Below are 26,862 nucleotides of genomic sequence, written 5' to 3' on the forward strand. Positions count from 1 at the left end.
TTAGAAACCGATTACCTTACTAACTTTACCTCTTAATAAAATTGAATATGAAAAAATTTTTACTGCTTACATTTTTAACATCAGCTATAACATTAACAGCGCAAACGAATCAACGTATCTATGATATTATCAACGCCGTATCTGCTGAGCGTATTGAAAAAGATGTAACCAAACTTGCAAATTTTGGAACTAGACATACCTTAAGTGATACCGTTTCTAACACAAGAGGTATTGGTGCCGCAAGAAGATGGATCAAAGGTGAATTCGAAAAAACATCTGCCGAATGCAAGGGCTGTCTAAACGTTTTCTTTCAAAAGGATTTAATAAAAAAAGGTGCTAATGACCGTATTATTAAAGATGTAGAAGTTGTTAATGTACTTGCTATTCAAAAAGGGACGAAATATCCTAATCGCTATATTATAATGAGCGGAGATATCGATTCTCGAGTAAGTGACCCTACCAATTTTACAGATGATTCGCCAGGCGCAAATGATAACGCTAGTGGTATGGCCGGTACATTAGAAGCCGCTCGTGTACTTTCTAAATATACATTTGAGAATAGTATCATTTATATGGGACTTTCAGGTGAAGAGCAAGGTCTTTTTGGCGGTGGTGGAATTGCACAATACGCTAAGGACAAAGGTTGGGAAGTTATTGGTATTTTCAATAATGATATGATCGGTAATATTACAGGCGTAGACGGAGTTGTCAGTAATGTGGATTTTAGAATATTCTCTGAACCTGTACCTCCGACCGAAACTGAAGAGCAACGTAAAGCGCGTCGTTTTTATGGCGGTGAAGTTGATGGAACATCAAGACAACTAGCACGTTACGTTCATAAAAATGTGAAGCAGTATATGCCAGAAATGAACCCGATGATGATTTATCGTTTAGATCGTTTTGGTCGCGGTGGTCACCACAGACCATTTAATGATGCCGGTTTTCCTGGTATTCGTATTATGGAAGCTCACGAAAACTACACCCAACAACATCAAGATATTCGTGTTGAAGACGGTATAGCTTATGGTGATGTTCTAGAGCATGTTAATTTTAAGTATGCAGCTAAATTAACGGCCGTAAACGCCATAAACCTAGCTTCTATTGCTTGGGCTCCTCCTGCTCCAAAAACCGTTAAAATTGGCGGAATTGTTAAGCCGGCAGCCAAATTTCAGTGGAGTAAGGTTGATGGTGCTAAAGGATATAAAATTTATTGGAGAGATACCACCTCCCCAACTTGGGATTATAGCAGATATGTTGGTGATGTTACAGAATTTACTTTAGAAGGTATTGTTATCGATAATTTCTTCTTTGGTGTCTCTGCAGTTGGTGAAAACGGATTTGAAAGTCCTGTTGTTTTTCCTAATGGAATATTTAGATAAACATAAATCTATTGTACATGAAAAAATTATTAGTTGCCTTGACCCTTGGGATTTTTTCATTCTCACAGGCCCAAACTTTTACGGAACAAGATACGCTTAGAGGTAGTATTACTCCGGAACGTGTCTGGTGGGACTTAAATTATTACCATCTAGATATTGATGTGAACCCTACCGAAAAATTTATAGGCGGAACCAATACTATTCGTTATAAAGTGTTAGAGCCTCATCAAATTTTACAAGTTGATTTACAACCACCTTTGACTATTGAAATGGTTACGCAAGACGGTAAAGATCTTGAGGTGGTGCATAACGTAAATGCACATTTTGTTCAATTGACAAAACCGCAGATAAAGGGTGAGTTCAATGAAATTATTGTTACCTATTCCGGTCATCCAAAAGAAGCTGTCAGAGCTCCCTGGGATGGAGGATTCTCATGGAAAAAAGATGCAAATGGTAAAGATTTCGTCGCCACTTCTTGCCAAGGATTAGGAGCCAGTGTGTGGTGGCCCAATAAGGACCATATGTACGACGAGGTAGATAGTATGTTAATCAGTGTAAAAGCACCTAAAGGTCTCATGAACGTATCTAATGGGCGACTTAGAAGTGTAGATAAAGAAACGAATACGTACAACTGGTTTGTGTCTAATCCCATTAATAATTATGGCGTTAATGTAAATATTGGTGACTATGCACATTTCAATGAAATATATCAAGGAGAAAAAGGAGCTCTTGATATGGATTACTATGTGTTAAAAGATAATTTAGAAAAAGCAAAAGAGCATTTTAAGGATGCTCCTAAAATGATGGCAGCTTTTGAACATTGGTTTGGTCCCTACCCTTTTTATGAAGATTCTTTTAAATTGGTAGAAGTACCATATTTAGGTATGGAACACCAAAGTTCAGTTACGTACGGCAATCAGTATTTAAAAGGATATTTAGGTAAAGATTTATCAGGTTCCGGTTGGGGACTAAAATTCGATTTTATCATTATACATGAAGCCGGTCATGAATGGTTTGCCAATAACATCACCTATAAAGATGCTGCTGATATGTGGATTCATGAGGGGTTTACGTGTTACTCTGAAAGCCTATTCTTAGATTATCATTATGGTACTGTAGCTGCAAATGCATATGTACAGGGAATTAGAAACAATATTAGAAATGACAAACCTATTATTGGCATCTATAATGTAAACCATGAAGGTAGTGGAGACATGTATTACAAAGGATCAAACATTCTTCATACCCTACGCCAAATCGTAAATGACGACAGAAAATGGAGAACCATATTACGTGGCCTAAATTCAGAATTCTATCATAAAACAGTTACTACAAACGAAATTGAAGATGTAATTGGATTAGGACTAAACCGAGATTTAAAACCTTTTTTCGATCAGTATTTGAGAACTGTAAATATTCCTGTTTTCGAATACAAAATAAAAGGTAAAAAAGTAACATACCGTTTTACAAACACTGTTGATAATTTCACCATTCCTATTAGAGTATATATTGATGACAAACCTATATGGCTAGAACCCACTACGGATTGGCAGACACAGAAGTTACATGGCAATTTAAAAACGTTACAGGTCGACCCAAATTTCTATATTGAAACTAAGAACTAAAATGTATTTCATTTCTGAGTAACCTTTAGCGTTCATCATAAATTAAATAAGATTAATTTTCTTTTTTTAATAATGTTAACTTTATCGCAATTACTCCAACCAACATGAAAAAAGTACTTGTCAGATATAGAAATAGTGCTTTAAGAAATTTTGTTCGAAAACATTCTAAATATGCTCCAATATTATTTTTTATTGGCGGATTTATATTTGATACCCTAACCTTAGGTCGAATTGATCGTACCTATGATTTGACGGTTTTATGTATGCATATGACCTCATTATCCATTACCCTATATCTCTACAATTTAGTAGACGATGGCAAATGGAAAAACACATTTTTAGAGCGTTATGAAGAGTATTTACCACTCGCTATTCAGTTCTTTTTTGGCGGGCTATCAAGCGCCTATGTTATTTATTTTTCTAGAAGTGTATCACTATCAAAATCTGCCTCTTTTTTTATCATTCTAGTGCTATTACTAATAGCCAATGAATTTCTTAAAAAGAGGATTTCTAATAAATACCTTCAATTTGGTGTATACTATTTTATAAGTTTCACATTCTTCACTTTCATGATACCTGTGTTTCTTAAAGAATTAAATACCACCGTATTCTTAATCTCCGGAGCCGTAAGTTTAGCTAGTACCTTAATTCTACTCATTTTTATCTATAGCAAAAGTCCTAGTACAAGAAAAGAAATTAAGCTGGGTAAAATGATTACTATAATCTTAGCTATATACGGTATTATCAATCTGTTTTATTTCTTAAGATTGATACCGCCTGTTCCTTTGGCATTAGATAAAGGAATTGTAGCTCATGAAATTGTTTTAAACAATGGTAATTATGAAGTAACCTATGAGGCGGAGAAATCTTTTGTTTTTTGGCGTAAACATAATTTGAATTACAGCTACTCTCCAGACCAACGTGTTTATATCTTTTCCTCAATTTTTGCTCCAACCGATTTAAAAAAATCCATTTTTCATAGATGGAGAAGGTATAATAACAAAACTGAAGAATGGGAAAATGTAGAAGATATAGGTTATGACATAACCGGTGGTAGAGATGGTGGTTTTAGAGGTTATACTTATAAAACTAACGTAACCCCAGGAGAATGGGAGGTTCAAGTATTAACGGAAGAAGAACAGATTCTTGGTGTCATTGGATTTAATATCAATCTTAGAGAAAATCAAGAACCGCTTAGACTTAAGACCTCTAAGTTTTAGGCTGCAATACTTGATTTCAATTTACTAAACATCAATACATTACCTTAACTCATTTGCCGCTTATCTAAGTTTAACATTATAATTTTTCTTAATTGTTTTCCGCATTCAAACATAGTCTACCTTCGCCTAACTTTAAACCCTATAGTGTCGATATACTTAAAAGTCCAAGCGGTAGACCGTATTTTCAACCAATTGGACAAGGAGTTGGGCTCCTTTCAAAAATCTACAGGACTTGGCTGTGTAGCTAATTGTGGAAACTGCTGTCTAAAACCGGACATCAATGCTACTGCATTAGAATTTTTACCGTTAGCATATCATCTTTTTAAAAATGGAGAAGCTGAAGAATGGCTTGATCTTCTACAAAACAATACTTCCGATAAACTATGCCCTGTTTTAAACAAGGTAATTGCTCCAAGTTCTATAGGCTTCTGTTCAGATTACGCGCATCGCGGGCTCATCTGTAGACTTTTTGGCTTCTCTGCAATGTTACATAAGAACAATAAACCAAAATTGGTTACGTGTAAACCTATTAAAGAAAATAAACCTGAAGCTGTTGCGAATGCAGAGGCTCACATTGCTTCTAAAAGTAATTACCCATTAATTAGTAACTACTACATGCAATTGCGTTCTATTGATGAAAATTTAGGGGAGGAATTATTTCCTATTAGAGTTGCCATTGAAAAGGCAATTCAAACCGTACTAGGATACTATGCTTACCGCAAACCGCCAAGAAAAAAGAAAGTCGTTTAACTATAATTATTATCAAAAAGAGATAAAACGTACCTTTATCATTAGCTTCTAAACTTTATAAATTTTGTTTTAGTAGCTACATTCTATTTTAAATAATTTGTCTTGAAAGTATACGGAATTAGTGGACTAGGTGCAGATAAAAGGGTTTTCAAACATTTGTCCTTAGATTTTGAATTTCTACCTATAGATTGGATAACACCTAAAAATGATGAGTCTATTAAACATTACTCTGAAAGGCTTAGTAAAGTAATAGATACCAAAAATGACTTTTGTCTAATTGGTGTAAGTTTTGGTGGTTTAATAGCAACAGAGATTTCCCAAATACTTAATCCCAAAAAGGTTATTCTCATATCTTCTGCACATACAAAAAATGAATTAAGACCTATATACAAATGGTTTGGTAAAGTGAAAATCATTAAACTTATACCTGCTTTTCTATTAAATCCTCCAAGAATATTGGCTAAGTATATTATGGGAGCAAAAAACAACCTAATATTAAATGAAATTTTAGACGATACAGATGCAAGCTTTGTAAAATGGGCATTATATGAATTAACACGTTGGCAAAATTCAAAGCAATCGAATACAGTTCTAAAAATAAATGGAACAATTGATAAACTTATTCCGCCTAGAGGTACGACCAGGATGAAGCTAATCCAAAATGGAGGTCATTTTATGATTGTAGATAGAGCAGATGAGATTAGTAAAATTATCAATAACGAATTACATAATTCCTTAGCATAAAACAAGATGAAAGATTCTCAAGAAATTCTAAATGGCATTAAAGAAGAATTAACCAAAGATTCTCCAGACTGGAACAGCATCCTAAAAATAACGTTAGCGCATTTTTCATGCTCTACAGGAACTTTACATTTTTTAGATGATAATTCTTTACTACAACTACAATCACAAGTGGGAATTCCAGAATTTTTGATTCCGAAGTTATCTACAATTCCTATTGGTAAAGGCATGGCCGGTATTGCTGCTGAGCGTAAAAAACCAGTTGAAATGTGCAACTTGCAAACAGATGATTCTGGCGTAGCTAGACCATCTGCAAAAGATACCAAAGTAGAAGGTTCATTAGCCGCACCTTTGTTGTTAAATGACACATTATTTGGAACCATAGGTATTGCAAAACCCGTACCTTACGATTTTACTGAAGCTGAGATGAATTTACTATTGCAAATTGGTGAGCTCATCAGTAAAAAATTAACTTAGAAATTTACATCAACTTCATATAAATAAAAAGCCCGCTAAATAGCGGGCTTTTCAATTCAATATAATACTAGTCTATTATTTAAAAATAGCACTTGTTAATGCAACTGGAGAAAGCTCTTTACCTTCTTCTCCTTTAAAAGTGATGTAATAAGGTCCGTCACTAGAAACTGTACCAGTTATTGGTAAAGTAAACATTGTACCTTGTGAACCTTCTGGCTGAGCAGTTAATCTGCCCTTACCTACTACAGGGCCATCTACTGTATTTTCGTGAATTTCAAAATCAAAATACATCGTTGGTGGCGCTTGCCATCCTGCAGTTAACGAAACAGACTTTACGTTTTTCAATGACATATTCTCTAACATGAACCATCCGGATGATTTACCGATCAATAAAAGGTCCATACCACCAAATTGCATTGCTTGCATTCCGTCCACTTTAACTTGATCATTAAACTTTACCGTACTGCTAGGTATTGCAATAGATTTAGAACCTGTTAAAGGAATAGTTCCTTCAGCACCTGCATCTGTATAACTAGCTGTAATTACCAACATGTTACCTGGCGCAGACGATTCTGCCGTTATAGTACCTTTTGCTGGTAATGATCTTTCTTCCTTATCGTCTCCGTTTAAAGAAAGAATATATAAAGCAATCTGTCTAGATTCATCTGATGTTATATTAGGGTGAGCTGGCATAGTCACTTCTCCCCAAACTCCATTACCACCAGTTTTAATCTTACCTTGTAGATACTTTAAAGCATCACGACGCTCTTTATATTTAGCTGCCACATCCTTATAATTAGGTCCAATAGATGCTTCTGCCTCTTTATGGCAAGTTTTACAATCCATGGCCTGTGTCAAAGCTTTACCTGTTACAGCTGCAGAAACTTGTTGATGCCCCATATTCATGGCAACCTTATCCATACCTTCTAAATAATCTACACTTACAAAAATATTGCTTGGATCTATTTCCGTTCCGTCTGGATCAGTAACCGAAACATCGTATGCAATTTTTTGACCTGGCAAATAAAACGCCGGTGTACTTCCCCCTAGAGATATAGCAACTTCTGGTCTTGAATTACCTGTTACAATACTTGTACTTTCGCTAATTGCTTCTGCACCTTTATCATCAGAAACGGTAACTTTTAATTTATAAACCCCAGCATCTGCATACGTATAGCTAACATTAGGCTCTGTTGTTTCTTTAGTATCTCCATTACCAAAATCCCACATATATTTAATGGCATCGTCCTCACGGTCATTTGCATCAATTTGTGCATTTACGGCTAAAGGTGTTTTTCCAGCAGTTTTATCCACAGTAATGGAATTAATTAATGGAGGTCTATTACCACCGTTAAATTCAATATAACCCAAAGCAGAATTCGCATTTTGCGAGAACCAACCACTACCGTATTCCAATAGATAAATTTTTCCGTTAGGTCCAACTTCCATGTCAATTAAGTTATTGACCTTAACATTAGGAGCAAATGGTTCCATTTTATTGAAATCTCCATTCTTATCTAAATGTACCGCGAACATCCATCCACGCATCCAATCATATATAATAACCTTACCATCATAATAGCTTGGTAGCTTTTCATCACCTTCAAACATATCTGAATAGTAAGTAGGTCCTGCCATAGCATTTCTACCACCTGTAGCTGTTTGTGGAAAAGCTTGTGATTCATCATACGGGTAATAAACATACGCTGGCATAGCCGGTGGTAGTTCTGTTAACCCCGTATTATTTCTAGAAGTATTCATTGGCTTTTCCGGATCAAAAGCTGGTCCGCTTTCCCCAGTTTCATAATTATATGCTTTATAAGCAAAATTGTCACCAATAAACAAAGGCCAACCAAAATTACCTGCCTTTTTTGCTTGGTTCATTTCATCATATCCTTTTGGACCCCTAGTACTTAAACTATCTGCTCTTGCATCTGGACCAACATCTCCCCAATACACATATCCTCTTTTCATATCAACAGATATTCTATACGGATTTCTATGACCCATGGTATAAATCTCAGGTCTAGTTTTGTCTGTACCTACTGCAAATAAATTTCCTTCAGGAATATCGTACGTTCCATCTTCCTTCACTTTTATTCTTAAAATCTTACCACGAAGGTCATTGGTATTACCAGAAGAACGTCTAGCATCGTACTGCTCATGACCTGGAGTATCGTTCAATGGTGCAAAACCATTATTTACATACTTTGCATCTTTCTCATTAAACGGAGTTGAGTTATCTCCCGTAGATAAATAAAGCAAATTATCTGGTCCAAAAGCAATTGAACCACCTGTATGACAACAAATTTCGCGTTGACTATCTACATCTAAAATAACTTGTTCAGATGCTACATCGAATTTGCCATCTGTAAATTTAAATCTAGATAAACGGTTTACCCATTTATCTCCTGTTGGTGCATAGTACAAGTATATCCAATGATTATTTGCAAAATCAGGATCTTTTTGTAATCCCATTAATCCTTCCTCCGCATTTACACCTGGTGTATTAAGGGTTTTTGCATACACATCAAGTTTTAGAACTTCAGTAAGTTCTTTTGACTCGTTATTATATAGCATTACCTCTCCCCTACGTTGAGCTACTAAAACATCTCCGTTTGGAAGTACCGCCATTTCCGTAGGTTCAAAAAACTGACCTTCGCTTAACGTAACTTTTGCAAAACGATCAGCATCTGGTGGAATTTGAGATGCTACTTTAGAATAATCTAAGTTTAAGTTTTCGCCAATGGCATATTCAATTCCTCCTAAAAGGTGCTTTAAAAATAAGTCTTCAGAAAAACTCTCATCGGTATGTCCGCCACCAGTATAAAATGCACGTCCGCCATCAAAATCATGATACCAAGCTATTGGATGAAAATCTCCATTCTCACCACCTTCATATGATTTCTCATCTAAGGTCATAACCACATTTACATCTGGATTGATGTTCTTGTAATTGTATAATTCATCTGTTCTGTTCCAAATAGTATCCGTAAAGAATTCAGTTGCTTTAAAGTTTTTGTCTTTAATTATGAAATCTGCTGTTGGTGTACCGCTTGGGTGACTTAAAAACTGAGCTCCCGCTAGGTCATTGTACCAACCCCAATCATATTCAGTATCTGCTGCAGCATGTATACCTACATAACCACCACCAGCTTGAATGTAGCGCTCAAAAGCAGCTTCTTGGTATTGATCTAAAATATTACCTGTTGTACTCAAGAAAATTACAGCAGAATATTCTTTAAGATTTTCATCGGTAAATAATTCTGCGTTCTTTGTTGTATCTACGGCAAAACCGTTTTCACTACCTAACTTTTGTATTGCTGCAATACCTGCCGGTATAGATGCATGCTTAAAAGCCATGGTTTTAGAGAAAACTAAAACTTTAGCTTCTCCTTCTCTTTTATTGCCACCACATGAGACAATAATAAGCGCAAAGCCCAAAAGCAGCGCATTGAAGATTTTTTTCATACGTTATTTGTTGTTGTTTAGTTGATTTAAGAATTGATAAAAATAGGGCGTGCATCTGTATTTACCAATACTTTACGCCCTAAAGATTGTATTTTTATGATAAATTAATAGCTATTTTAAAGAATTATGTTAGAAATACCCGAGTTATATTTCAAAAATGATATTGAATTTAAAGATTGGTTACATAATAATCATTATTTGGATACAGGTATTCATCTAATTTTCTATTCTGTAGCACATGAAAATGAAAGCATGCGCTGGGAAGAAGCTGTACAAGTAGCCCTCTGTTATGGATGGATAGATAGTACGGTTAAAAGTTTGGGTGATGGTAAACGAAGACAATATTTTTGCAAACGAAAACCCAAAAGCGTTTGGAGTAGAGTTAACAAGGACTATATAAAAGAACTAAAAGCAACTAATAAAATGCATGCTGCAGGTTTAGCTGCTATTAAAATTGCTAAACAAAATGGTTCGTGGAGCTCTTTAGACGATGTTGAAAACGGAGTGATTCCAGAAGAATTGCAAATCGCTTTCGACAAAAATCCGGTTGCGTATTCCAACTTTACAAATTTTACACGTAGCCAACGCAAAAGCTATCTTTATTGGCTTAACCAAGCAAAACGTCAAGAAACGCGTACTAAAAGGGTTAAAGAAATCATTCATCACTCGGCTGAAAATATAAAATACAGAGATGGTGGTGGTTGGCAATCTGCCAAAAAATGAATTTAATACTGCATTAGTAAGCATTCTTTAAATTGAAGAATGAATCATTGTCTATGCACTAATTCCTAAATGATATCAAAACTGAATCAAAAAATTTCCACTTATTCTTTTTAACTTCCCATTGCTAAATTTCTTTACTATTATGAGATTACCAATTAAAGGGAAAATCGTCGCTCTCACTTTATTTATTGCACTTGTTAGTTGTAATGAAAAAAAGCCAGTTTCATTTGATGTACTTATTAAAAACGGAAGGGTAATTAATTTAGAAGATGGCACTATCTCTGTATCAAACATCTTCATCAACAACAATAGAATTACTAAAATAACTACTGATGCCTCGTTAAGTAATGTTGAAGCAAAAGCCACTATAGACGCTACTGGGAAATACATAGTACCGGGCTTTTGGGACAACCACACGCATTTTAGAGGTGGTGATTCTTTAATTGATGTGAATAAGAATTTTTTAAAACTTTTTATGGCGAACGGAATTACAACTGTTCGTGATGCAGGGGGAGATCTTACCTCTTCCGTTTTAGAATGGCGAAAAGCAATTGCTAACAATGAATTGGTAGGTCCTAAAATTTTTACATCAGGACCAAAAATTGATGGTCCCAATGGTACATGGGCAGGCTCTTTAGAGGTTGATAATGAAGAAGATATCACCAATGCGTTAGATTCTTTAGAAGCCATACCATCAGATTTCGTGAAAATTTATGATAGCCGTATTTCTGGAGCTAATTATATAAAAACAATTGAGGAGGCAGAAAAAAGAAATTTGATTACCTCTGGTCATATGCCTTTTACTGTTGAACTAGATGAAACAATAGACGCCGGTATTGATGCTGTAGAGCATTTATATTATATTATGAAAGGGAGTTCTGCGAATGAAAAAGAGATTACCCAACAATTGATAAAAAAGGAAATCGGATTTTGGGATGCCATGCCCCTACTTCAATCATCTTATTCAGATTCCACGGCTCTGGCAACATTTACCAATTTAAAAGAGCATAATGTCTTTGTGGTACCTACACTTCATATTGGCAGGGTTTTAAGCTATTTAGATGAAGTAGACCATTCTACAGACGATTACCTAAAATATATGTCCACCGGAATTCAACAAACCTACAAGGGTAGAATTGACCGCGTTAAGAATGCAACGGTCAAGCAAGTTGCCGACCGTAAAGCTTTAGACCAATTTTTTGGCAAACTCGCCTATAAATTAAGTGAAAACGGAGTTTATCTTTTGGCAGGTTCAGATAGTGGTGCTTACAACAGTTACACTTATCCCGGTATTTCGTTACACAAAGAATTGGAAGCTATGGTGAATATAGGAATGTCACCACTGAACGCGCTTAAAACTTCTGCATATAACGGAGCTAAATTTTTAAAACAAGATGAAGATTACGGAACTATTTCTGAAGGCAAAATTGCAGATATTGTTTTATTAAACAGTAATCCGCTAGAGGATATAAAGAATACTCAAGACATTTTTATGGTGTTGTCTAACGGAAATCAACACAACAAATCTGATTTAAACCATCTTTTAAATTCTGCCATTGTCAACTAAACCAACTACCAAAATGAAATCAATATTTTTTATTTTTCTTTTCACCACTTCCATATGTTTTAGTCAAACACTCTTAAAACCAGACCGTGTTTTTGATGGCAATGAAATGCACGATAATTGGGTGGTATTGGTAGAAGGAAATATGGTAATATACACTGGTAAAGCAAACAGTGTAACATTACCCAATAACACTACTGAGGTTGATCTACCGGGCACCACTTTAATGCCAGGTATTATTGAAGGTCACTCGCATGTGCTGTTACACCCTTATAACGAAACCGATTGGAATGATCAAGTTCTAAAAGAATCACCAGTAGAACGTGCTGTTAGAGGCACGGTTCATGTGAAAAATTCACTTTTAGCAGGAATAACCACTATGCGTGATTTAGGTGCTGAAGGTGCTGGATATACAGATGTTTATTTAAAGAAAACCATTGATAACGGTATTATTGACGGACCACGATTATTAGTTGCCGGACCTGCAATTGTAGCCACAGGTGCATACGGACCAAAAGGTTTTCATGATGGGGTTACGGTGCCCTTAGGTGCTGAACCTGCTAGCGGAGTGGACCAATGCATTGAAACCGTACGTAGACAAATGGGAAATGGGGTTGATCTTATTAAAATTTATGCCGATTACCGTTGGACGACCGGTGCGGATTCTCAACCTACTTTTCTACAAGAAGAAATTGATGTTATGGTCGCTACTGCAAAAAGCGCGGGTAAATATGTTGTTGCACACGCAGGTACCCCAGAAGGTATGAGAAGAGCAATACAAGGTGGAGTTGAAACTATTGAGCATGGAGATGGTGGCACATTAGAAATCTTTAAGATGATGAAAGAAAAAGGAATAGGCTTATGCCCTACCCTTGCCGCTGGCGATGCCATTACACAATACCGAGGATGGAACAAAGCTACCGACCCAGAACCGGAACGCATTCAACAGAAACGTAAATCTTTTAAAACAGCTCTAGAATCTGGTGTACAAATTGTTTTTGGTGGCGATGTAGGTGTTTTTACCCATGGTGAAAATTATCGTGAAATGGAGTTGATGGTAGACTATGGCATGAAACCAATAGACGTATTAAAATCTGCTACTTCCGGTAACGCTTCTATGTTTCACCTAAATCAACTTGGTCAGTTACAAAAAGGCTTTCTAGCGGATATTATTGCTGTGAAAGGCAATCCCGTTAAAGACATCACTACTATGAAAAATGTCTCATTTGTAATGAAAGATGGTGTTGTTTATAAAGAGTAGTTTCTAGGTAATTTGGTTAAGTTAGCTACCTAAAACGCTTTTAGTACTATTCTTGATTTCTAACGCAGTTGAAACCATAAATGTAATAAATGAAGTCTCAATTATGCGCTGTAACAAACCACGATAACCAGATTCTGGATTAGATATTAATACAAAAATAAATATGCCGCTAACAATTGCCGTAGCAAAGGTAATTTGGGATAAACGGTGATGAACCTCAAATTTCTTTAAACCTAGACCTATAGCCAACATGCAAAAAGGAAGAAAAATATAGGTTAAAGAAGCTGCCGCATTATGTATTAACTGAGAGTCACTAGACATCATAATATTAGTTGGGCATCCGGCATCACAAGGAAATAAGCCCACTAATATTGTTCCTAGACCATAGAAAATAGCGAGTCCAATAAATCCTGCTTTAATCCATCTTGAATTTTGTAAATATTTTGGTGCACTGAAACAAAAAATTGCAGTTAAAATTCCACTAGGAACGTAGCCTAAATACTGTAAATATTTACCGTACTGTGTATTTGATGCAAATGATTCGCTAATGTATTGACTTACGATACTATAATCTTCAATTAATAACGGACCAATTATGGCTGCAATAGCAAATAAGCCTACTCCTAAAATTCCGATGTACGCTACTAATTTATTACTCATTTGAATCTATGGGTTGGTTGTATGCTTGTTTGACGATAGAAAGCAAATTTTGTTACGCTACATATCTACTTTGTTCGATTCTTCCCATGCTTTTCGAAGATCAGAAGACAATATACTACTACCATCATGACGCCAACCTGGTGGTTTTATTAAGTATCTAAATCTATTTTTGATAGATGTTTTTGATGTAAAAAAATCGCTTAACATTTTAAACCATTCTGCGAAGGCAATTTTTAGTGGGTTATAGGTATCTATATTAGTTACCAATCCGTAAACCGGTTTTTCTACTTCGGGTTCAAAAGTGCCAAAAAATCTATCCCAAATGATAAAAATTCCTGCATGATTTCTATCTAAATACTGAGGATTAGTTGCATGGTGTACCCTATGGTGGCTTGGTGTATTAAAAATACCCTCAAACCACTTGGGCATCTTCTTAATCATTTCGGTATGTATCCAGTACTGATAGATTAAACTAACGGACATCTGAACTAAAACCATTACTGGGTGAAAACCAATGATAATCAATGGAATCCAGAAGATAAACGTGTAAAATCCACCAGACCATGATTGCCGTAATGCTGTGCTTAAATTATAGTGTTTAGAGGAATGATGCACTACATGGCTAGCCCAAAAAAATCTGCTCTCATGACTAATTCTGTGAAACCAATAATAGCAAAAATCTTCTGCAAAAAGTAAGATTAACCAAGACCACCAGGCAAAAGGGATTTCAAAGACATGGTAAAAATTATATAGCAAGTAAAACAAACCTAACGCTATGCCTTTGGTGACCAAACCAATAGCAACGTTCCCTAAACCCATAAGTATAGAGGTGCCCGCATCTTTAAACTCATAATTTTCAAGCTTAATTTTTACCGTAAGAATCACTTCAAGTATTACGGTTGCCGCAAAAAAAGGAATGGCGTAGTGTATTAAGTTGGGGATTTCCGGAACTTGCATGGTTTCTAATTAGTCTTCTTTAAAGATAAAGATTAATTATAAATAGAGCAGTTTATCACTTATAAGAGCACTAATTAAATCTGTGAGCTCCCAAGTTATTGTTTTATTCGCTTTTCTATTTCAAGGGCCCGTTTATAAAATTTCCTGAAATCTTCTTTATTATATTTTGCCCTCATTGCAGAAAGAACTTCAGACAGACTTAAGCTGCACCAATCCCATAACATTGTATCAAAATTGTAAGCATACATTTGCTTTTCTATCTCTTTACGTATGGCATTTACTTCTTCTTTTGTAAAGTCGTTATTAATTAATTGTACCAAGCAACGTTCTTCATTCTCTTTAGTAAATTCGGTATCTAAATAGGGTTCTAACAGCCAATCCCAGTTCCAGCTATGTGGAATTATTTCTATATTATGGACTTCTGAAAATTGCTTTAACACTTCTTTTTTTTCTGATGTAATAAAGACAATATCATTTTTGACATAGATTTTACATACTCCAAATTCTATAGACATCGCATCAATATCACTTGCTAAAATTATTCCTGTCGGATATACAATAGAAGGTTCAAAAGGATAATCGGTTATTTCTATTTCATTTTCTCTAACTTCAGATTTACCGATACCGCAAAGCAGTCTTTTTAAACTAAAAGCATTCTTGGAAACACTAACGCCCGTTAAAGGTTTAGAGCTATTGAAACTGAATATGTTTTTAAGATAATTGATCATTCTTAATGCTCTATAAACGTAAAAGCTATTTCTCTGCAACAGGCTCTAATAAATCCCACATATTTCCATATAAATCTTTAAAGACAGCAACCATACCATAAGGCATCTTTTCTGGTTCTCTAAAAAATTTCACCCCTTTTTCAACCATCTTATAATAGTCTCTCCAAAAATCATCAGTATATAAAAATAGAAATACCCTGCCACCTGTTTGGTTTCCAACTCGTGACTCTTGTTCCTCGTCATCTGCTTTCGCTAACACTAGAGAACATTCATTAGCTCCTTTTGGTGAAACTATTACCCATCTTTTACCATCTCCTAAATTAGTGTCTTCTACAAGTAAAAAATCTAATTTTTTAGTATAAAACTCTATGGCTTTATCATAGTCATCTACTACTAACGCTATTCGTGCTATTGATTGTTTCAAAATGTGTTTATTTAATACATAATAAAAATACCGTTTATTAATTAGTTGTTACCATAAGACACTTCTATTGAACAAACAGATATCCACAACCTCCATAATTGCCATATTCGCAACAAACTAGCTTAATTTCATAAATAATTTAATTAACACTATTGTTTAACATAATTTTAATGAAATATTAACAACACAATTCTACTTTTAGCAAGAATAATTCAACAACCACTTTATTAAACAATTTAATAATTGAAAACCTTCCATAAATATATTTTATCTAATATTCTATTGCTGGTTTTTACTCTAGGGTTAGCTAATGAGTTATTATCAAAGTATTCTGAAGACCATACTGTGGTTTTTGATACGGAACAAAATGATAATCATGATGAATCTGAATCTGACGTTGACGAAGAGATTTTAGACATAGATATTCCTCACCGAGAAAAGCATCTTATACTAGCTTATTTAAGCTCCAATAATTTTACTATCAATATAAAGCTAAACTTGGCTTTCAAAATTATTGAAATCTCCCAACCAACACCTCCACCTCAATATATAGGGTAATAATTCATTTACACTTATAGCATACTGTATGCAGTAAGTATTCCACATTAATTATAAAAAAAAGGTCTCCTAAAGATTATTTACATCTTAATGGGACAATATCTTATATATTCAAATTTAAAATTTTCATGAAATTATTAAAACATTGGAAAAAAGACTTACCTGCTAGTCTTGTCGTATTCTTTGTCGCATTACCATTATGCTTAGGCGTAGCTTTAGCCAGTGGAGCACCTCCTTTTGCAGGACTAATAGCTGGTTTAATTGGTGGTGTTTTAGTTGGCTATCTTTCTGGCTCGTCAATTGGAGTCAGTGGTCCGGCTGCAGGTTTAGTCGTTATTGTTTTTAATGCTATTGCTGATTTAGGAAGTTACGAGCTTTTTCTTACCGCTGTAATTTTAGCTGGTATCATTCAAATTCTACTAGGTATATTTCGTGCGGGAGTAATTGGGTATTACTTTCCCTCTGCGGTAATAAAGGGAATGTTATGTGCCATAGGAATTATGATTTTCGTTCAACAGATTCCTCTAGCATTTGGATTTAGCGGTGATGTCAATACCGACAGAATTGATTTAAGCGGTTTGCATGACCAAATTACACCTGGAGCCATATTAATTACAATAATTTCTTTAAGTATATTATTAATTTGGGATGGTATACTAGCAAAAAAAAATAAAATTTTTAAGCTCGTTCCTGCTCCTTTAATAGCTGTAATTGTGGGAATAGTAATTTACATCACTTTTGGGAAATCTGGTTTCCTAGAACTACATGAAAGTCAGCTTGTAAGTGTACCAATACCAAATGATGTAGCTTCCTTTATGGGACAATTTACACTACCTGATTTTTCTGCATTAACCGATAAAAAGGTATATATAACAGCGTTTACCATAGCCATTGTGGCAAGTTTAGAAACTTTATTGAGCGTAGAGGCTTCAGATAAACTTGACCCTTTAAAAAGACAAACCCCCACCAATAGAGAGTTGATTGCCCAAGGCATTGGAAATAGTGTTTCTGGTTTAATTGGCGGTATACCTATAACGCAAGTTGTAGTTCGCAGTTCTGCAAATGTAATGAGCGGAGCCATGACAAAACTTTCTGCAATTTTGCATGGTATACTAATCCTTATAAGTGTAATTGCAATCCCTACACTATTGAATCTAATACCACAAGCTGTTTTAGCTAGTGTTCTTTTGGTAATAGGTTATAAGCTTGCTAGCCCTAAATCTTTTATTCAAATGTATAAATTGGGTAAAGCGCAGTTTATTCCATTTATTATAACGGTAATCGGTATTGTAACTACAGATTTATTAAAGGGTATTTTAATAGGTTTAACCGTGGGTTTAATCGTAGTTCTTTTAAAGTCTTATTACAACTCTCACCAACTGCTAGTAAAGGAGGATAACGGTAAAAGGAATGTATTTCACATTAATTTTGCCGAAGAGGTTACCTTTATTAATAAAGGTCCTATCATGAAAGAGCTAGATGCCTTGAAAAATGATTCTTATCTGGAATTGGATTTTAGAAAAACAAAAGTACTAGACTATGATATTCTTGAATATTTAGATGAATTTTCTATTAAGGCGAAGAATAACAATATCGATATTAAAATGATTGCAGAAAAGGAAACTTTAGATAATCCGGAAAGTTTTAGAAAATATTTCGGACACCAAGTATTCCATTTAGAGCATTAATAGTTAAAAAAATATGAAATTAGATTTTTATAAAAGCTTGATTGAAAATAATAAAAAATGGGTCGAATCTAAATTAGATGATGACCCAGATTTTTTCAAGAAACTAGAGAAAGGACAACAACCACCACTTTTATGGATCGGTTGTTCCGATAGTCGTGTACCTGCCAACGAGATAATTGGGGCTAAACCAGGTGAGGTCTTTGTACATAGAAACATAGCGAATATGGTAGTGCACTCAGACATGAACATGTTAAGTGTTTTAGACTACGCGGTAAATGTGCTTAAAATAAAACATATTATCGTGTGCGGCCATTATGGCTGTGGTGGTGTAAAAGCGGCCATGGGAAGCAAATCTTACGGGTTAGCCGATAATTGGATACGCCACATTAGAGATGTCTATAGGCAGCACCAACTAGAGCTAGGAGAGATTAAAGAAGAAACCAAGCTCTTTGACCGTTTTGTTGAATTCAATGCTGTTGAACAGGTCTATAATCTCGCAAAAACGTCTATTGTACAAAATGCTTGGGAAAGAGGTCAAGACCTTTATTTACACGGTTGGGTATATGGTGTTGGTACAGGAATCGTAAAAGATTTAGATGTTAATTTTAGCTGCAACTCTCAATTAGAAGAATTTTATAAACTTGGAATCCTTTAGTTATAACTTTTTGTTGTATATAAAATCAATGGAGGGGTTTTATGTAATTGCCTATTGTATTTTTTTCAATTAGAATTATTAATCTTTAAAAATGTGGGTATTAAAGCCATCAATACTTTTAGTGTTTTTATTTCTCCAATACGCTTCAATTTTTTCCGCCCCTTGTTTTTCTGCCCAATTATTCAGTGTTGTCCGTTCTTCTTTAAAATCCATAAACGGAACAGCAAAACCGCAAGAAGTCTGCACTAAATCTACATTCATTTCAATTATTTGCCTTGCCCCTACATTCTCAGGAAACAGTTGAGAAAAGTCATTAAAAATACTGTCACGTTTATGATAAATTTTGGCTTCGCCATATAATCTTAAAATCATGGGCTTACCTTCAAAAGCACAGAACATGATGGTCATTCTATTATTCTTCAACAAATGAGCTGCAGTTTCATTACCACTACCCGTAAGGTTTAACCAAACAATTTTATTCTGATTGATTACTCTAAAAGAATCTGTACCTTTTGGCGATACATTTACATTGCCTTCAGCAGCAGCTGTACCCACAAAAAATATCTTCTGGTTTTCTATGAATTCTTGTAATGCGGGAGTGATAGCATCTAATTTCTTTCCCATGGTTTCTTGTTTGATTGATGATCGACCTAATTTACTACCCTTAAAAAGGTTATCATAAACTGGCTATCATTTTTGGTAAATTAATCTTCTCGGCTTTAGTAAATTTTATATCACGTACATATTCCATTTTACCCCATAAATACGTATTTCCTTTTAGACCTTTAGTCATTCTCATTCTACGGTTAAGTCGTTTTGTTTCTTGCTCGGTCACCATTCTTCTTTCATCAAGCTCTCCATATAATTTTATTACCGGATGGTCAGAAAGTTTGTCTTTAAATAATGCCCCAAGCCAAAAGACCCGACTACTGTTTACCCCAAGAAAGCATACATTTTGGTTTGTTTTAGCATGCTTAGGTAATAATTAATGAATATAAACTTTTAACCTTATGAACTTAGTCTGAATTATTATAAGGTTTTAGTGCCAACAAATTTTCACGTTCTATTTAGCATTTAATAAACAATAAATTCAGGAAAAAGTTCAGATTTGAGTGAACTCCACTCCTCTTTTATAATACTATAATAAACATCGGTTCTACTTTCTCCACTAGCAGCGATATAGTTATTTCTGAAAACGCCCTCTTTCTGCGCACCTAATTTTTCAACGGCTTTTTGAGACCTTAAGTTTGCTTTATCAACACTAAACTGTATTCTTCTAAATCCAATATTTTCAAAACCAAAATTCAATAATTCGTATTTACAAGCTTTGTTTAATCCTGTGCCTTGAAATTCTGTACCGTACCAGGTCCAGCCAATTTCACATTTTTGATTTGCGGTATTTACATTTCCATATCTTGTACAACCTGCCACTCTATCAGTTTCTTTATCGATAATTAAGAAGGGATAACACAAGCGATTATTTTTGTCCTTAATCGTTTTTGCAATATAGTTTTTTAAGCCTTGTTCGTTATTTATGCTCATTCCCATAAATTTCCAAATTTCTTTATCGAAGATTATTTCTTTGAGCTCCTCATTTCTTTCATTATCAAAAGGGACAAGTAAAACCCTGTCGTTTTCTAGCTGAATATTGGATTTAAGTATTTTTACTTTCATTTTTTTATTTTCACTTTTTAAGCCTGTTGCCAACGTTTGGTCTAAGCCTTATGCAGAATCAAGAAATTATTTCATTGCTGTCCGTGCACGAAGCTAAAGCTTTTTGTCTGCCTATACCGAAAAGATGCGTTCGGGCGACTTTAGTTTTATTTTTAATTTTTCAAAATCAACAAGTTTAGCGAGTTTATAACTCTGTGGTTATACAGCCATACATATTCCCTACTACATTATCCTAAACTCTATATAAGATTTATTCAATATAGGAAGTAGTCTTTTCTTTTTCATATAGTTTATTCTCCTTAGGCTGAATAATCCAAATGCCAATAAAATAAAACCACAACAGAAAAAATTCCCCAGCAAAATCTCCAAATTCAACTTTCCTTTGTAGTTCAGCAGTTTTAAATGTTTTTGCGGCAAAATACATAGAATATAAAATACAAAACATAGACAACAAATGAAGCGGTAAAATAATAGCAAAAATGTAACCGCTAATAGAGAATCCACGTGGTAATATTTCAGGTGAAAATCTGCTCATAAAGACCATCATAAGCACGATATAAACAAGTGGTATAAAAAATAGAATTTTGAATTTTCCAACCTTCATTTTAATACCATTAGGATTGCTTTGTTGAAGTCCAATGGCTATTGACCAAATCCAACCAAAAAAGATAAGAATGAAAAAAATAGTTATGAATGGGAAAAAATCGAATAGAATGAATTTCTCGCTTACAACTTCTGTATATCCTTCACTTCCAGACAATTGCTCCATAGGAGTTTGAATTCTAAATATTCTTGTCAAAAAATAAACCTGGAAAATTAATGGAATCCCTAACATGATTATAAAAAGTTGCCAATGTTTGGCTTTTAAAAAAAGTTGAATCATATGATGATTTGAGTTGGTTTAAATAGTGATGATTGACTTAATATAAGAATAGTATTTAGTTGGTATAAACAGCTTTTCTTGAGAAAGGAATTAACTATACACCTTCTTTACTATCTAGTTTTAATAATTCAACGTATGAATTTCCATTTAACCCTAATAATTTAGCAAATGCAGGTTCAGTTTTTATTCCGCTAAATTTTAACTTTATTATCTTTTCTTCAAAATCAATTCCTTTTTCTTTTAATATTCTACTTTCTATATTCATATGCCGATATGCGTTTTGTTCTTCGGTTGGAATATTTTGCCCAAAAATCTCAAATAAAAAATTATCCGTTCTAAACTCCGCTATAGTTGATTCTATTCCGTTTTGTTCGGTTGAGTAAATTTTAAAATCTTTATTGTCCGAAAACTCCTGAAGTAGGTGTTTAGAAAATTCAGAATGGTTTTCGCATTCGCAAATAATATCTAAATCACTTTCAGGTATATCAATTCCGATAGGAATTGTTCCTGTCAAAATAGGATTATACTTTTCTAGTTTCTCAAAAATTCTATGTTTTTTAATTTCAGAAAAAGCACACTTTTGCCTCTCGTTCCCATATTTTAAATATTCGATATTTCTAAAATTTTCAATCAAACCTTGGTTTTTCTAATGGTTTACAACATATTGGCTATAGTAGTGTATCTCGGTTATTTTGTTTTCATTTTATGAGGCAACCTCTATTAATTACTTTTCTTTAGACTCTAATTTTTCTTTTTCTAAATTACTTAACATTAGATTTAGCGACTTTATAAATTTACAGACCTTTCGATTAAGTTCTAAAGTCCGCATTACGTTTAGGTTTTATTGGCATTAGTTTTTTATTCCGTTATATACATTTGGGTTATGTTTCTCCATATAAAACTTAGGATTTGGTAATTCTGTAAAACCAAACTTTTTATAAAGCCATTCTGCGGTATCAGTTAATAAAATCCATCGTCTTAATCCTTGTAGATTTGGATGCTCCATTATTTCGTTTATCAGCCATTTACTCAATCCCTTTCCTCTATATTCTTTTAAAACATAAACATCTCCTAAGTACGCAATAGTTGAATAGTCTGAAATTATTCTAGCAAAGCCAATTTGGTTGTTTTCGTAATAAAGCCCAAAGTTCAATGAGTTTTCAATTGAAGTTTTCAAAGTATTGATTGGAATTCCTTTAACCCACTCCGTTTCGTTTGCAAGGAATTTGTGAATGCTCAAAATATCTAATTTATCCTTGTCGGTTGAAATGGTATATTCATTTCTATGAGCTTCTCTAATTTTCATTTCAGCTTCGTAATTTATACCAACGTTTGAGCTAAGCGTAGTGCGGAAGTAAGGAAACTTTTCGTTTCCGTCTACGCACGAAGCTAAGGCTTATTGTTTTGATTTATTTTTACTATTCCAAAGCTAAATCCATAAGATTTAGCGACCTCATAAATATACACAGACCTTGGCGTAATCACCAAAGTCCGCATTAATTATGGGTGTTGTTGTAGCCAGTAATTATTTATTTCATGGACTTCCATTTCTCAAAATTTATTTCCCTAATGGGATATGCAGGGTTCTTAAAAGTCCATTCATTCTCAATCCATTTTTTTACCGTTTTAAACAGAATTGAGTCAAGTCCGTTTGCAACCTCACTTTGTCGGACCCACATATATATTTCAGCATCAAAATCAGCCTTTTTGGAAGGTTCAATATACAAACATCCAAGTACTTGACTTTCATCTAAACTTACAACAGTATATGCGAACGAACTTCGCATTTGGAACTCTTTTTGATGCCAACCTAAATCAATCAAATCCTGTTCGAATGACAAATCCTCTGTTGGCCATTCCCATATTGGCAGGAACATTTCTTGTAAATGGCTAAGACTTGTCATAACCGCGTCATAATCTTTTACAACGTCGTTCACGGTTAGCATTCTAATTCTGAAATGTTGATTCTCAAGTGTATCAGGTACTATAAAATCTGCAGGTACAAATGTTTTGTTTTGAGATAAAACTATTTGTGGAAGCACAAATAGGATAATGGTTATCAGAGTAACTATTGATTTTTTCATATGTTTGGTTTTATTGGCTACAACATTTGAATATACATACCATGGTACGTATATTTTCTTTTATAAATACTTTAATAATACTGAAGTAGCTGAGGAACTACTTCACCTCTTTCATTAACACTTCAATAGACTTTTCTAATTGTTCATCAGTACCTTTAGCAATCACTTCAGGCTGATTTTTAATAAGAATTTCTGGGTTGGTTTCATTGTTTTCCATCCATTCACCTTGCTTATTTTTGGCGCTTACAGGTACAACACCCCAAACACCACCGTTAGGTAAACGCTCCCAACCAGCAAAACTACAGGTACCTGGTACGGGCATACCTACGGTTTTACCAATTTTTAAATCGGTATAGCCACTAGCAAAACAAGAGCCATCACTGTACATAGATTCATTGAACATTGCCAAGGTTGGCTTCGTCCACCTAGAAGTTGGTTCACCACCTACTACCCTAGCTTCGGTCTCATAAGATAAAAAAGGTACTCCAGTAAAGAACATTGCCAAATCTGCTACCAAGTCTCCACCGCCATTAAAACGGGTATCTACAATAACTCCTTTCTTATCATTGAACTTACCTAGCATTTCCTCGTAAATAGTACGGTAAGGTCCGTCGCTCATTCCTGGTATATGTACATAGCCCAAAGTACCATTACTCTTTTCCAGTACCTCTTTTTCATTATTCTTCACCCAACGCTCATATAACAACCCACCTTCTGTTCTTAAAGAAATAGGCTTCACGGTAATTTGCTTACTTTTACCCTTATCATCCAACACATCTAACAAGGTAAAATTACCTTCTAAACGGTTTAAATAATAGGCTGCATCCATAGACGTACCAATAGTTTCCCCGTTAATTTTTTCGATTACCGTACCCGGTTTTATATCGAATCCCGATTTATCTAATGGTCCGCCTTTAATAACTTCTGTAATTTTAATTCCGTCTCCTTTATAATTGTAGTCTATAAAAATACCTAGCGAAGCAGTTTCATCTCCGTTAGCGATACCATCTGAAAATCGACCTCCAGCGTGACTCACATTTAGCTCGCCCAGCATTTCAGAAATCATTTCTGCAAATTCAAAGTCATTACCAATATGTGGCAAATACTTTTCATATTCCGTACGCATGGCTGCCCAGTCTATTCCGTGAAAATTTGAGGTATAGAAAACACCATTTGTTCGCAGCCAAATATGATCGAACATATAACGGCGTTCTGCATCGGCATCTAATACCATTTCGGCATTTAGTTTTACCGGTTCTGTTTTGCTACCCGCTACATCAACTTTAGATATACTACCATCTGCCAATAGAAATAGGTTCTCCTTTTTGGCATCCCACTGCAGGCTTCCTCTTTTGGCATCAAGAGCTATCAACATTTTAGTGCTCTTGGTACGTATTTCGGTTTCCCAAAGATTTAGGTTCTTTTCAAACTTGGTAAGATAATATAGCTTCTCCCCGTCTTTAGATAGTACGGCATCTGCAAGTGTAGAAGAATGTATGGTTAATCTAGATTTTCTTCTTTCCACATTTTCCAAATCAAACTTCAGGGCTTTTACTGTAGCCTCTTCCTTTTTATCGTCTTTCTTCTTTTTATCGTCTGTTTTGGCTTCATCCTTTTTTTCTTTAGCAGCTTCTTCTATCATTTTCAACAAATCATATTCTTCTTTTGTATTGTTGAACTTATCCCATGATTCTTGATTTAAAAACATGCTATAGACATCGGTTTCAAAAGAACCGCTTGTTGCATAACTCTTAAGTCCGTCCCGATTGGTAAAATACATTATCTGACTACCATCGTTCACCCATTTTGGTGTAAAATCGTAATAACCGCTTTGGGTCAGATTTTTACGTTGTTTTCCATCCTTAGAAATTAATAAGACTTCAACATTATTCAACGATACTTTCCAATCTACCAACAGCCACTTACTATCTGGACTCCATTGAAAATATTGATCACCGTCTTGCATGTGTATGACATCTTTTGGAGTCATTATGGTGGTAATCTCTTTTGTCTTTAAGTTTTTGACTTTTAAGGTTCTTCTACCTTCCACATAAGCTATGTATGTACTGTCTGGTGAAAATTCAGGTAAGTATATATCTTCTTTTGCCGTTACTAAAGTATCTTCTTTAAATATCGTGGCAGCAAATAAATAAGGTTCTTCTGACCGTACTTTTGAAGACTTAAAAATACTCCACTTACCATTTCTTTCACTGGCATAGGAAACGGCCTTACCATCTGGCATAAACTTTACAAAACGCTCTTGCTCTGGTGTATTGGTTATACGTTTGGTCAAGGAGCCATCTACAGATGTAACAAATACCTCTCCTCTACTAATAAATGCTATTTCTTTACCATTTGGAGATACATCCATTTCTTGCACACCACCATTTACAGATTTATAGGTAATAGGATTGCTATCTTCTTGTGATCTAACTATAATTTCTACTTTCTTAGCCTCTTCACCTGCTTTTAGCGTATAAATTTCGCCATCGTAACCAAATGCCAAAGTATTGTTCCCAATACTTAATGAGCGTACTGGGTGTGTCTTAAAACTAGTATGTGCTGCTATTTCAGGTTCACCCGTCAATGACATTGAAAAGACATTAAAAGAGCCTTCTTGCTCGCTTAAATAGTAAATAGCGTTGCCATCTTTTGAAAATACCGGATTACGGTCTTCTCCCTTAAAACTGGTTAATTTAATATGTTTACCTGTTGCCGGCTCATACGACCAAATATCTCTTGTAACGGCAGATTTATGATGCTTTCTAAATTCGTCTTCATATCCCTTTTTATCGTGATACACCATCTTGGTTCCATCAGCATTTACTTGTAAATCTTCTGCAGGCACTGTCAACAATTGACCTACACGCCCACCAATTACAGGTATGCTATATAGCTCTGGTTGATCATCTGTTGGATACTGTCGATGCTGGGCAATATCTAATCGGTCTGCACCAAATAGTACATCTGAATCATTGGCAGAAAAACTAAATGGTTTTTCATCATTACTGTGATACGTTAATCGTGTTGCCTCACCACCTTGGCCATCCATTACATAGACATCAAAATTGCCATATCGGTTAGATGAAAAAGCGATTTTCTCCCCACTTTTACTCCAAACAGGCGCATAATCGTGTGCCGAATGGTAGGTTAATTGCTTTGCTATACCACCATCTACAGGTACAGTAAACAAGTTTCCTTTATAGGTAAATGCAATGGTATTTCCATCTGGTGAAATGGCAGGGTAACGTGCCCATTTCGGATTTGTTTGTGCTGAACATACATAAGTTAGGCATACCGCCACTGCAGTTAAAAAAGAATATTTCATACGTATTTCTAG

Annotated in this window: 25 protein-coding genes; 12 read left to right on the forward strand and 13 right to left on the reverse strand. The window is 34.8% G+C overall.

Annotation, left to right across the window (positions count from 1 at the left end):
* Positions 1-47 precede the first annotated feature (47 nt).
* The 6 genes from BM296_RS12155 to BM296_RS12180 all read left to right on the forward strand — a co-directional run bounded on the left by BM296_RS12155 (position 48) and on the right by BM296_RS12180 (position 6,192).
* The gene (locus BM296_RS12155; RefSeq protein WP_091903265.1) at positions 48-1,379 is read left to right on the forward strand and encodes a M28 family metallopeptidase; all 1,332 of its coding nucleotides are present in this window, start codon (positions 48-50) and stop codon (positions 1,377-1,379) included.
* Between the two features lie 17 nt (positions 1,380-1,396).
* Positions 1,397-3,004 carry a M1 family metallopeptidase gene (locus BM296_RS12160; RefSeq protein ID WP_091903266.1) on the forward strand — a complete coding sequence of 536 codons (1,608 nt, stop codon included), beginning with the start codon at positions 1,397-1,399 and terminating at the stop codon, positions 3,002-3,004.
* A gap of 104 nt (positions 3,005-3,108) precedes the next feature.
* Positions 3,109-4,224: a DUF2914 domain-containing protein gene (locus BM296_RS12165; protein WP_091903267.1), complete on the forward strand. Its 1,116-nt coding sequence runs from the start codon at positions 3,109-3,111 to the stop codon at positions 4,222-4,224.
* Positions 4,225-4,368: 144 nt separating this feature from the next.
* Positions 4,369-4,974, forward strand: a complete 606-nt coding sequence (locus BM296_RS12170) for a YkgJ family cysteine cluster protein (protein ID WP_091903268.1) — start codon at positions 4,369-4,371, stop codon at positions 4,972-4,974.
* A 102-nt stretch (positions 4,975-5,076) separates the two neighbouring features.
* Complete coding sequence (locus BM296_RS12175; protein WP_091903269.1) at positions 5,077-5,718, forward strand: alpha/beta fold hydrolase; 642 nt, start codon at positions 5,077-5,079, stop codon at positions 5,716-5,718.
* A 6-nt stretch (positions 5,719-5,724) separates the two neighbouring features.
* Positions 5,725-6,192, forward strand: coding sequence for a GAF domain-containing protein (locus BM296_RS12180; protein ID WP_091903270.1), 468 nt, complete (start codon positions 5,725-5,727; stop codon positions 6,190-6,192).
* Positions 6,193-6,267: 75 nt separating this feature from the next.
* Here the strand turns inward: BM296_RS12180 and BM296_RS12185 are convergent, their stop codons facing one another.
* The gene (locus tag BM296_RS12185; protein WP_091903271.1) at positions 6,268-9,663 is read right to left on the reverse strand and encodes a ThuA domain-containing protein; all 3,396 of its coding nucleotides are present in this window, start codon (positions 9,661-9,663) and stop codon (positions 6,268-6,270) included.
* A 126-nt stretch (positions 9,664-9,789) separates the two neighbouring features.
* On the opposite strand from BM296_RS12185, the gene BM296_RS12190 reads away from it, so the two are divergent.
* The 3 genes from BM296_RS12190 (at position 9,790) to BM296_RS12200 (ending at position 13,211) form a co-directional block, all read left to right on the forward strand.
* Complete coding sequence (locus tag BM296_RS12190) at positions 9,790-10,386, forward strand: YdeI/OmpD-associated family protein (protein ID WP_091903272.1); 597 nt, start codon at positions 9,790-9,792, stop codon at positions 10,384-10,386.
* A 142-nt stretch (positions 10,387-10,528) separates the two neighbouring features.
* On the forward strand, positions 10,529-11,953 hold the full coding sequence (locus BM296_RS12195; protein ID WP_091903273.1) for an amidohydrolase family protein: 1,425 nt from the start codon (positions 10,529-10,531) through the stop codon (positions 11,951-11,953).
* Positions 11,954-11,966: 13 nt separating this feature from the next.
* Positions 11,967-13,211, forward strand: coding sequence for a metal-dependent hydrolase family protein (locus BM296_RS12200; RefSeq protein ID WP_091903793.1), 1,245 nt, complete (start codon positions 11,967-11,969; stop codon positions 13,209-13,211).
* 21 nt (positions 13,212-13,232) lie between these two features.
* Here BM296_RS12200 and BM296_RS12205 read toward each other — a convergent pair whose 3' ends face one another.
* The 4 genes from BM296_RS12205 to BM296_RS12220 all read right to left on the reverse strand — a co-directional run bounded on the left by BM296_RS12205 (position 13,233) and on the right by BM296_RS12220 (position 15,980).
* Positions 13,233-13,871: a DUF998 domain-containing protein gene (locus tag BM296_RS12205; protein WP_091903274.1), complete on the reverse strand. Its 639-nt coding sequence runs from the start codon at positions 13,869-13,871 to the stop codon at positions 13,233-13,235.
* 57 nt (positions 13,872-13,928) lie between these two features.
* A complete protein-coding gene (locus BM296_RS12210) occupies positions 13,929-14,828 on the reverse strand; it encodes a sterol desaturase family protein (protein ID WP_091903275.1) in 900 nt (299 codons plus the stop codon).
* A gap of 95 nt (positions 14,829-14,923) precedes the next feature.
* Positions 14,924-15,556: a hypothetical protein gene (locus BM296_RS12215; RefSeq protein ID WP_091903276.1), complete on the reverse strand. Its 633-nt coding sequence runs from the start codon at positions 15,554-15,556 to the stop codon at positions 14,924-14,926.
* 25 nt (positions 15,557-15,581) lie between these two features.
* Positions 15,582-15,980 (reverse strand): VOC family protein, encoded by a 399-nt coding sequence (locus tag BM296_RS12220; protein WP_091903277.1) that lies wholly within the window; start codon positions 15,978-15,980, stop codon positions 15,582-15,584.
* 243 nt (positions 15,981-16,223) lie between these two features.
* Between BM296_RS12220 and BM296_RS12225 the strand changes: the two genes are divergently transcribed.
* From BM296_RS12225 to can, 3 genes are all read left to right on the forward strand, one after another.
* Positions 16,224-16,538 carry a hypothetical protein gene (locus tag BM296_RS12225; RefSeq protein ID WP_091903278.1) on the forward strand — a complete coding sequence of 105 codons (315 nt, stop codon included), beginning with the start codon at positions 16,224-16,226 and terminating at the stop codon, positions 16,536-16,538.
* Positions 16,539-16,666: 128 nt separating this feature from the next.
* Entirely contained in the window at positions 16,667-18,226 is a 1,560-nt protein-coding gene (locus tag BM296_RS12230) for a SulP family inorganic anion transporter (RefSeq protein ID WP_091903279.1), read from the forward strand.
* Positions 18,227-18,239: 13 nt separating this feature from the next.
* Complete coding sequence (gene can, locus BM296_RS12235; protein WP_027067397.1) at positions 18,240-18,881, forward strand: carbonate dehydratase; 642 nt, start codon at positions 18,240-18,242, stop codon at positions 18,879-18,881.
* A gap of 78 nt (positions 18,882-18,959) precedes the next feature.
* On the opposite strand, the gene BM296_RS12240 is transcribed toward can, so the two are convergent.
* The 8 genes from BM296_RS12240 to BM296_RS12270 form a co-directional block, all read right to left on the reverse strand.
* Complete coding sequence (locus BM296_RS12240) at positions 18,960-19,505, reverse strand: pyridoxamine 5'-phosphate oxidase family protein (protein WP_027067398.1); 546 nt, start codon at positions 19,503-19,505, stop codon at positions 18,960-18,962.
* A gap of 52 nt (positions 19,506-19,557) precedes the next feature.
* Entirely contained in the window at positions 19,558-19,719 is a 162-nt protein-coding gene (locus BM296_RS19420) for a hypothetical protein (RefSeq protein WP_177214956.1), read from the reverse strand.
* Between the two features lie 236 nt (positions 19,720-19,955).
* Positions 19,956-20,555, reverse strand: coding sequence for a GNAT family N-acetyltransferase (locus tag BM296_RS12245; RefSeq protein WP_091903795.1), 600 nt, complete (start codon positions 20,553-20,555; stop codon positions 19,956-19,958).
* Between the two features lie 250 nt (positions 20,556-20,805).
* A complete protein-coding gene (locus BM296_RS12250) occupies positions 20,806-21,438 on the reverse strand; it encodes a hypothetical protein (protein WP_091903280.1) in 633 nt (210 codons plus the stop codon).
* Between the two features lie 94 nt (positions 21,439-21,532).
* On the reverse strand, positions 21,533-22,072 hold the full coding sequence (locus tag BM296_RS12255) for a DUF4269 domain-containing protein (protein WP_091903281.1): 540 nt from the start codon (positions 22,070-22,072) through the stop codon (positions 21,533-21,535).
* A 216-nt stretch (positions 22,073-22,288) separates the two neighbouring features.
* The gene (locus BM296_RS12260) at positions 22,289-22,744 is read right to left on the reverse strand and encodes a GNAT family N-acetyltransferase (RefSeq protein ID WP_091903282.1); all 456 of its coding nucleotides are present in this window, start codon (positions 22,742-22,744) and stop codon (positions 22,289-22,291) included.
* 223 nt (positions 22,745-22,967) lie between these two features.
* On the reverse strand, positions 22,968-23,522 hold the full coding sequence (locus BM296_RS12265; protein ID WP_091903283.1) for a GNAT family N-acetyltransferase: 555 nt from the start codon (positions 23,520-23,522) through the stop codon (positions 22,968-22,970).
* 97 nt (positions 23,523-23,619) lie between these two features.
* Entirely contained in the window at positions 23,620-26,850 is a 3,231-nt protein-coding gene (locus BM296_RS12270; RefSeq protein WP_091903284.1) for a S41 family peptidase, read from the reverse strand.
* Positions 26,851-26,862: the final 12 nt, after the last annotated feature.

The sequence above is a fragment of the Maribacter stanieri genome (genome assembly GCF_900112245.1).
Classification (GTDB): Bacteria; Bacteroidota; Bacteroidia; order Flavobacteriales; family Flavobacteriaceae; genus Maribacter; species Maribacter stanieri.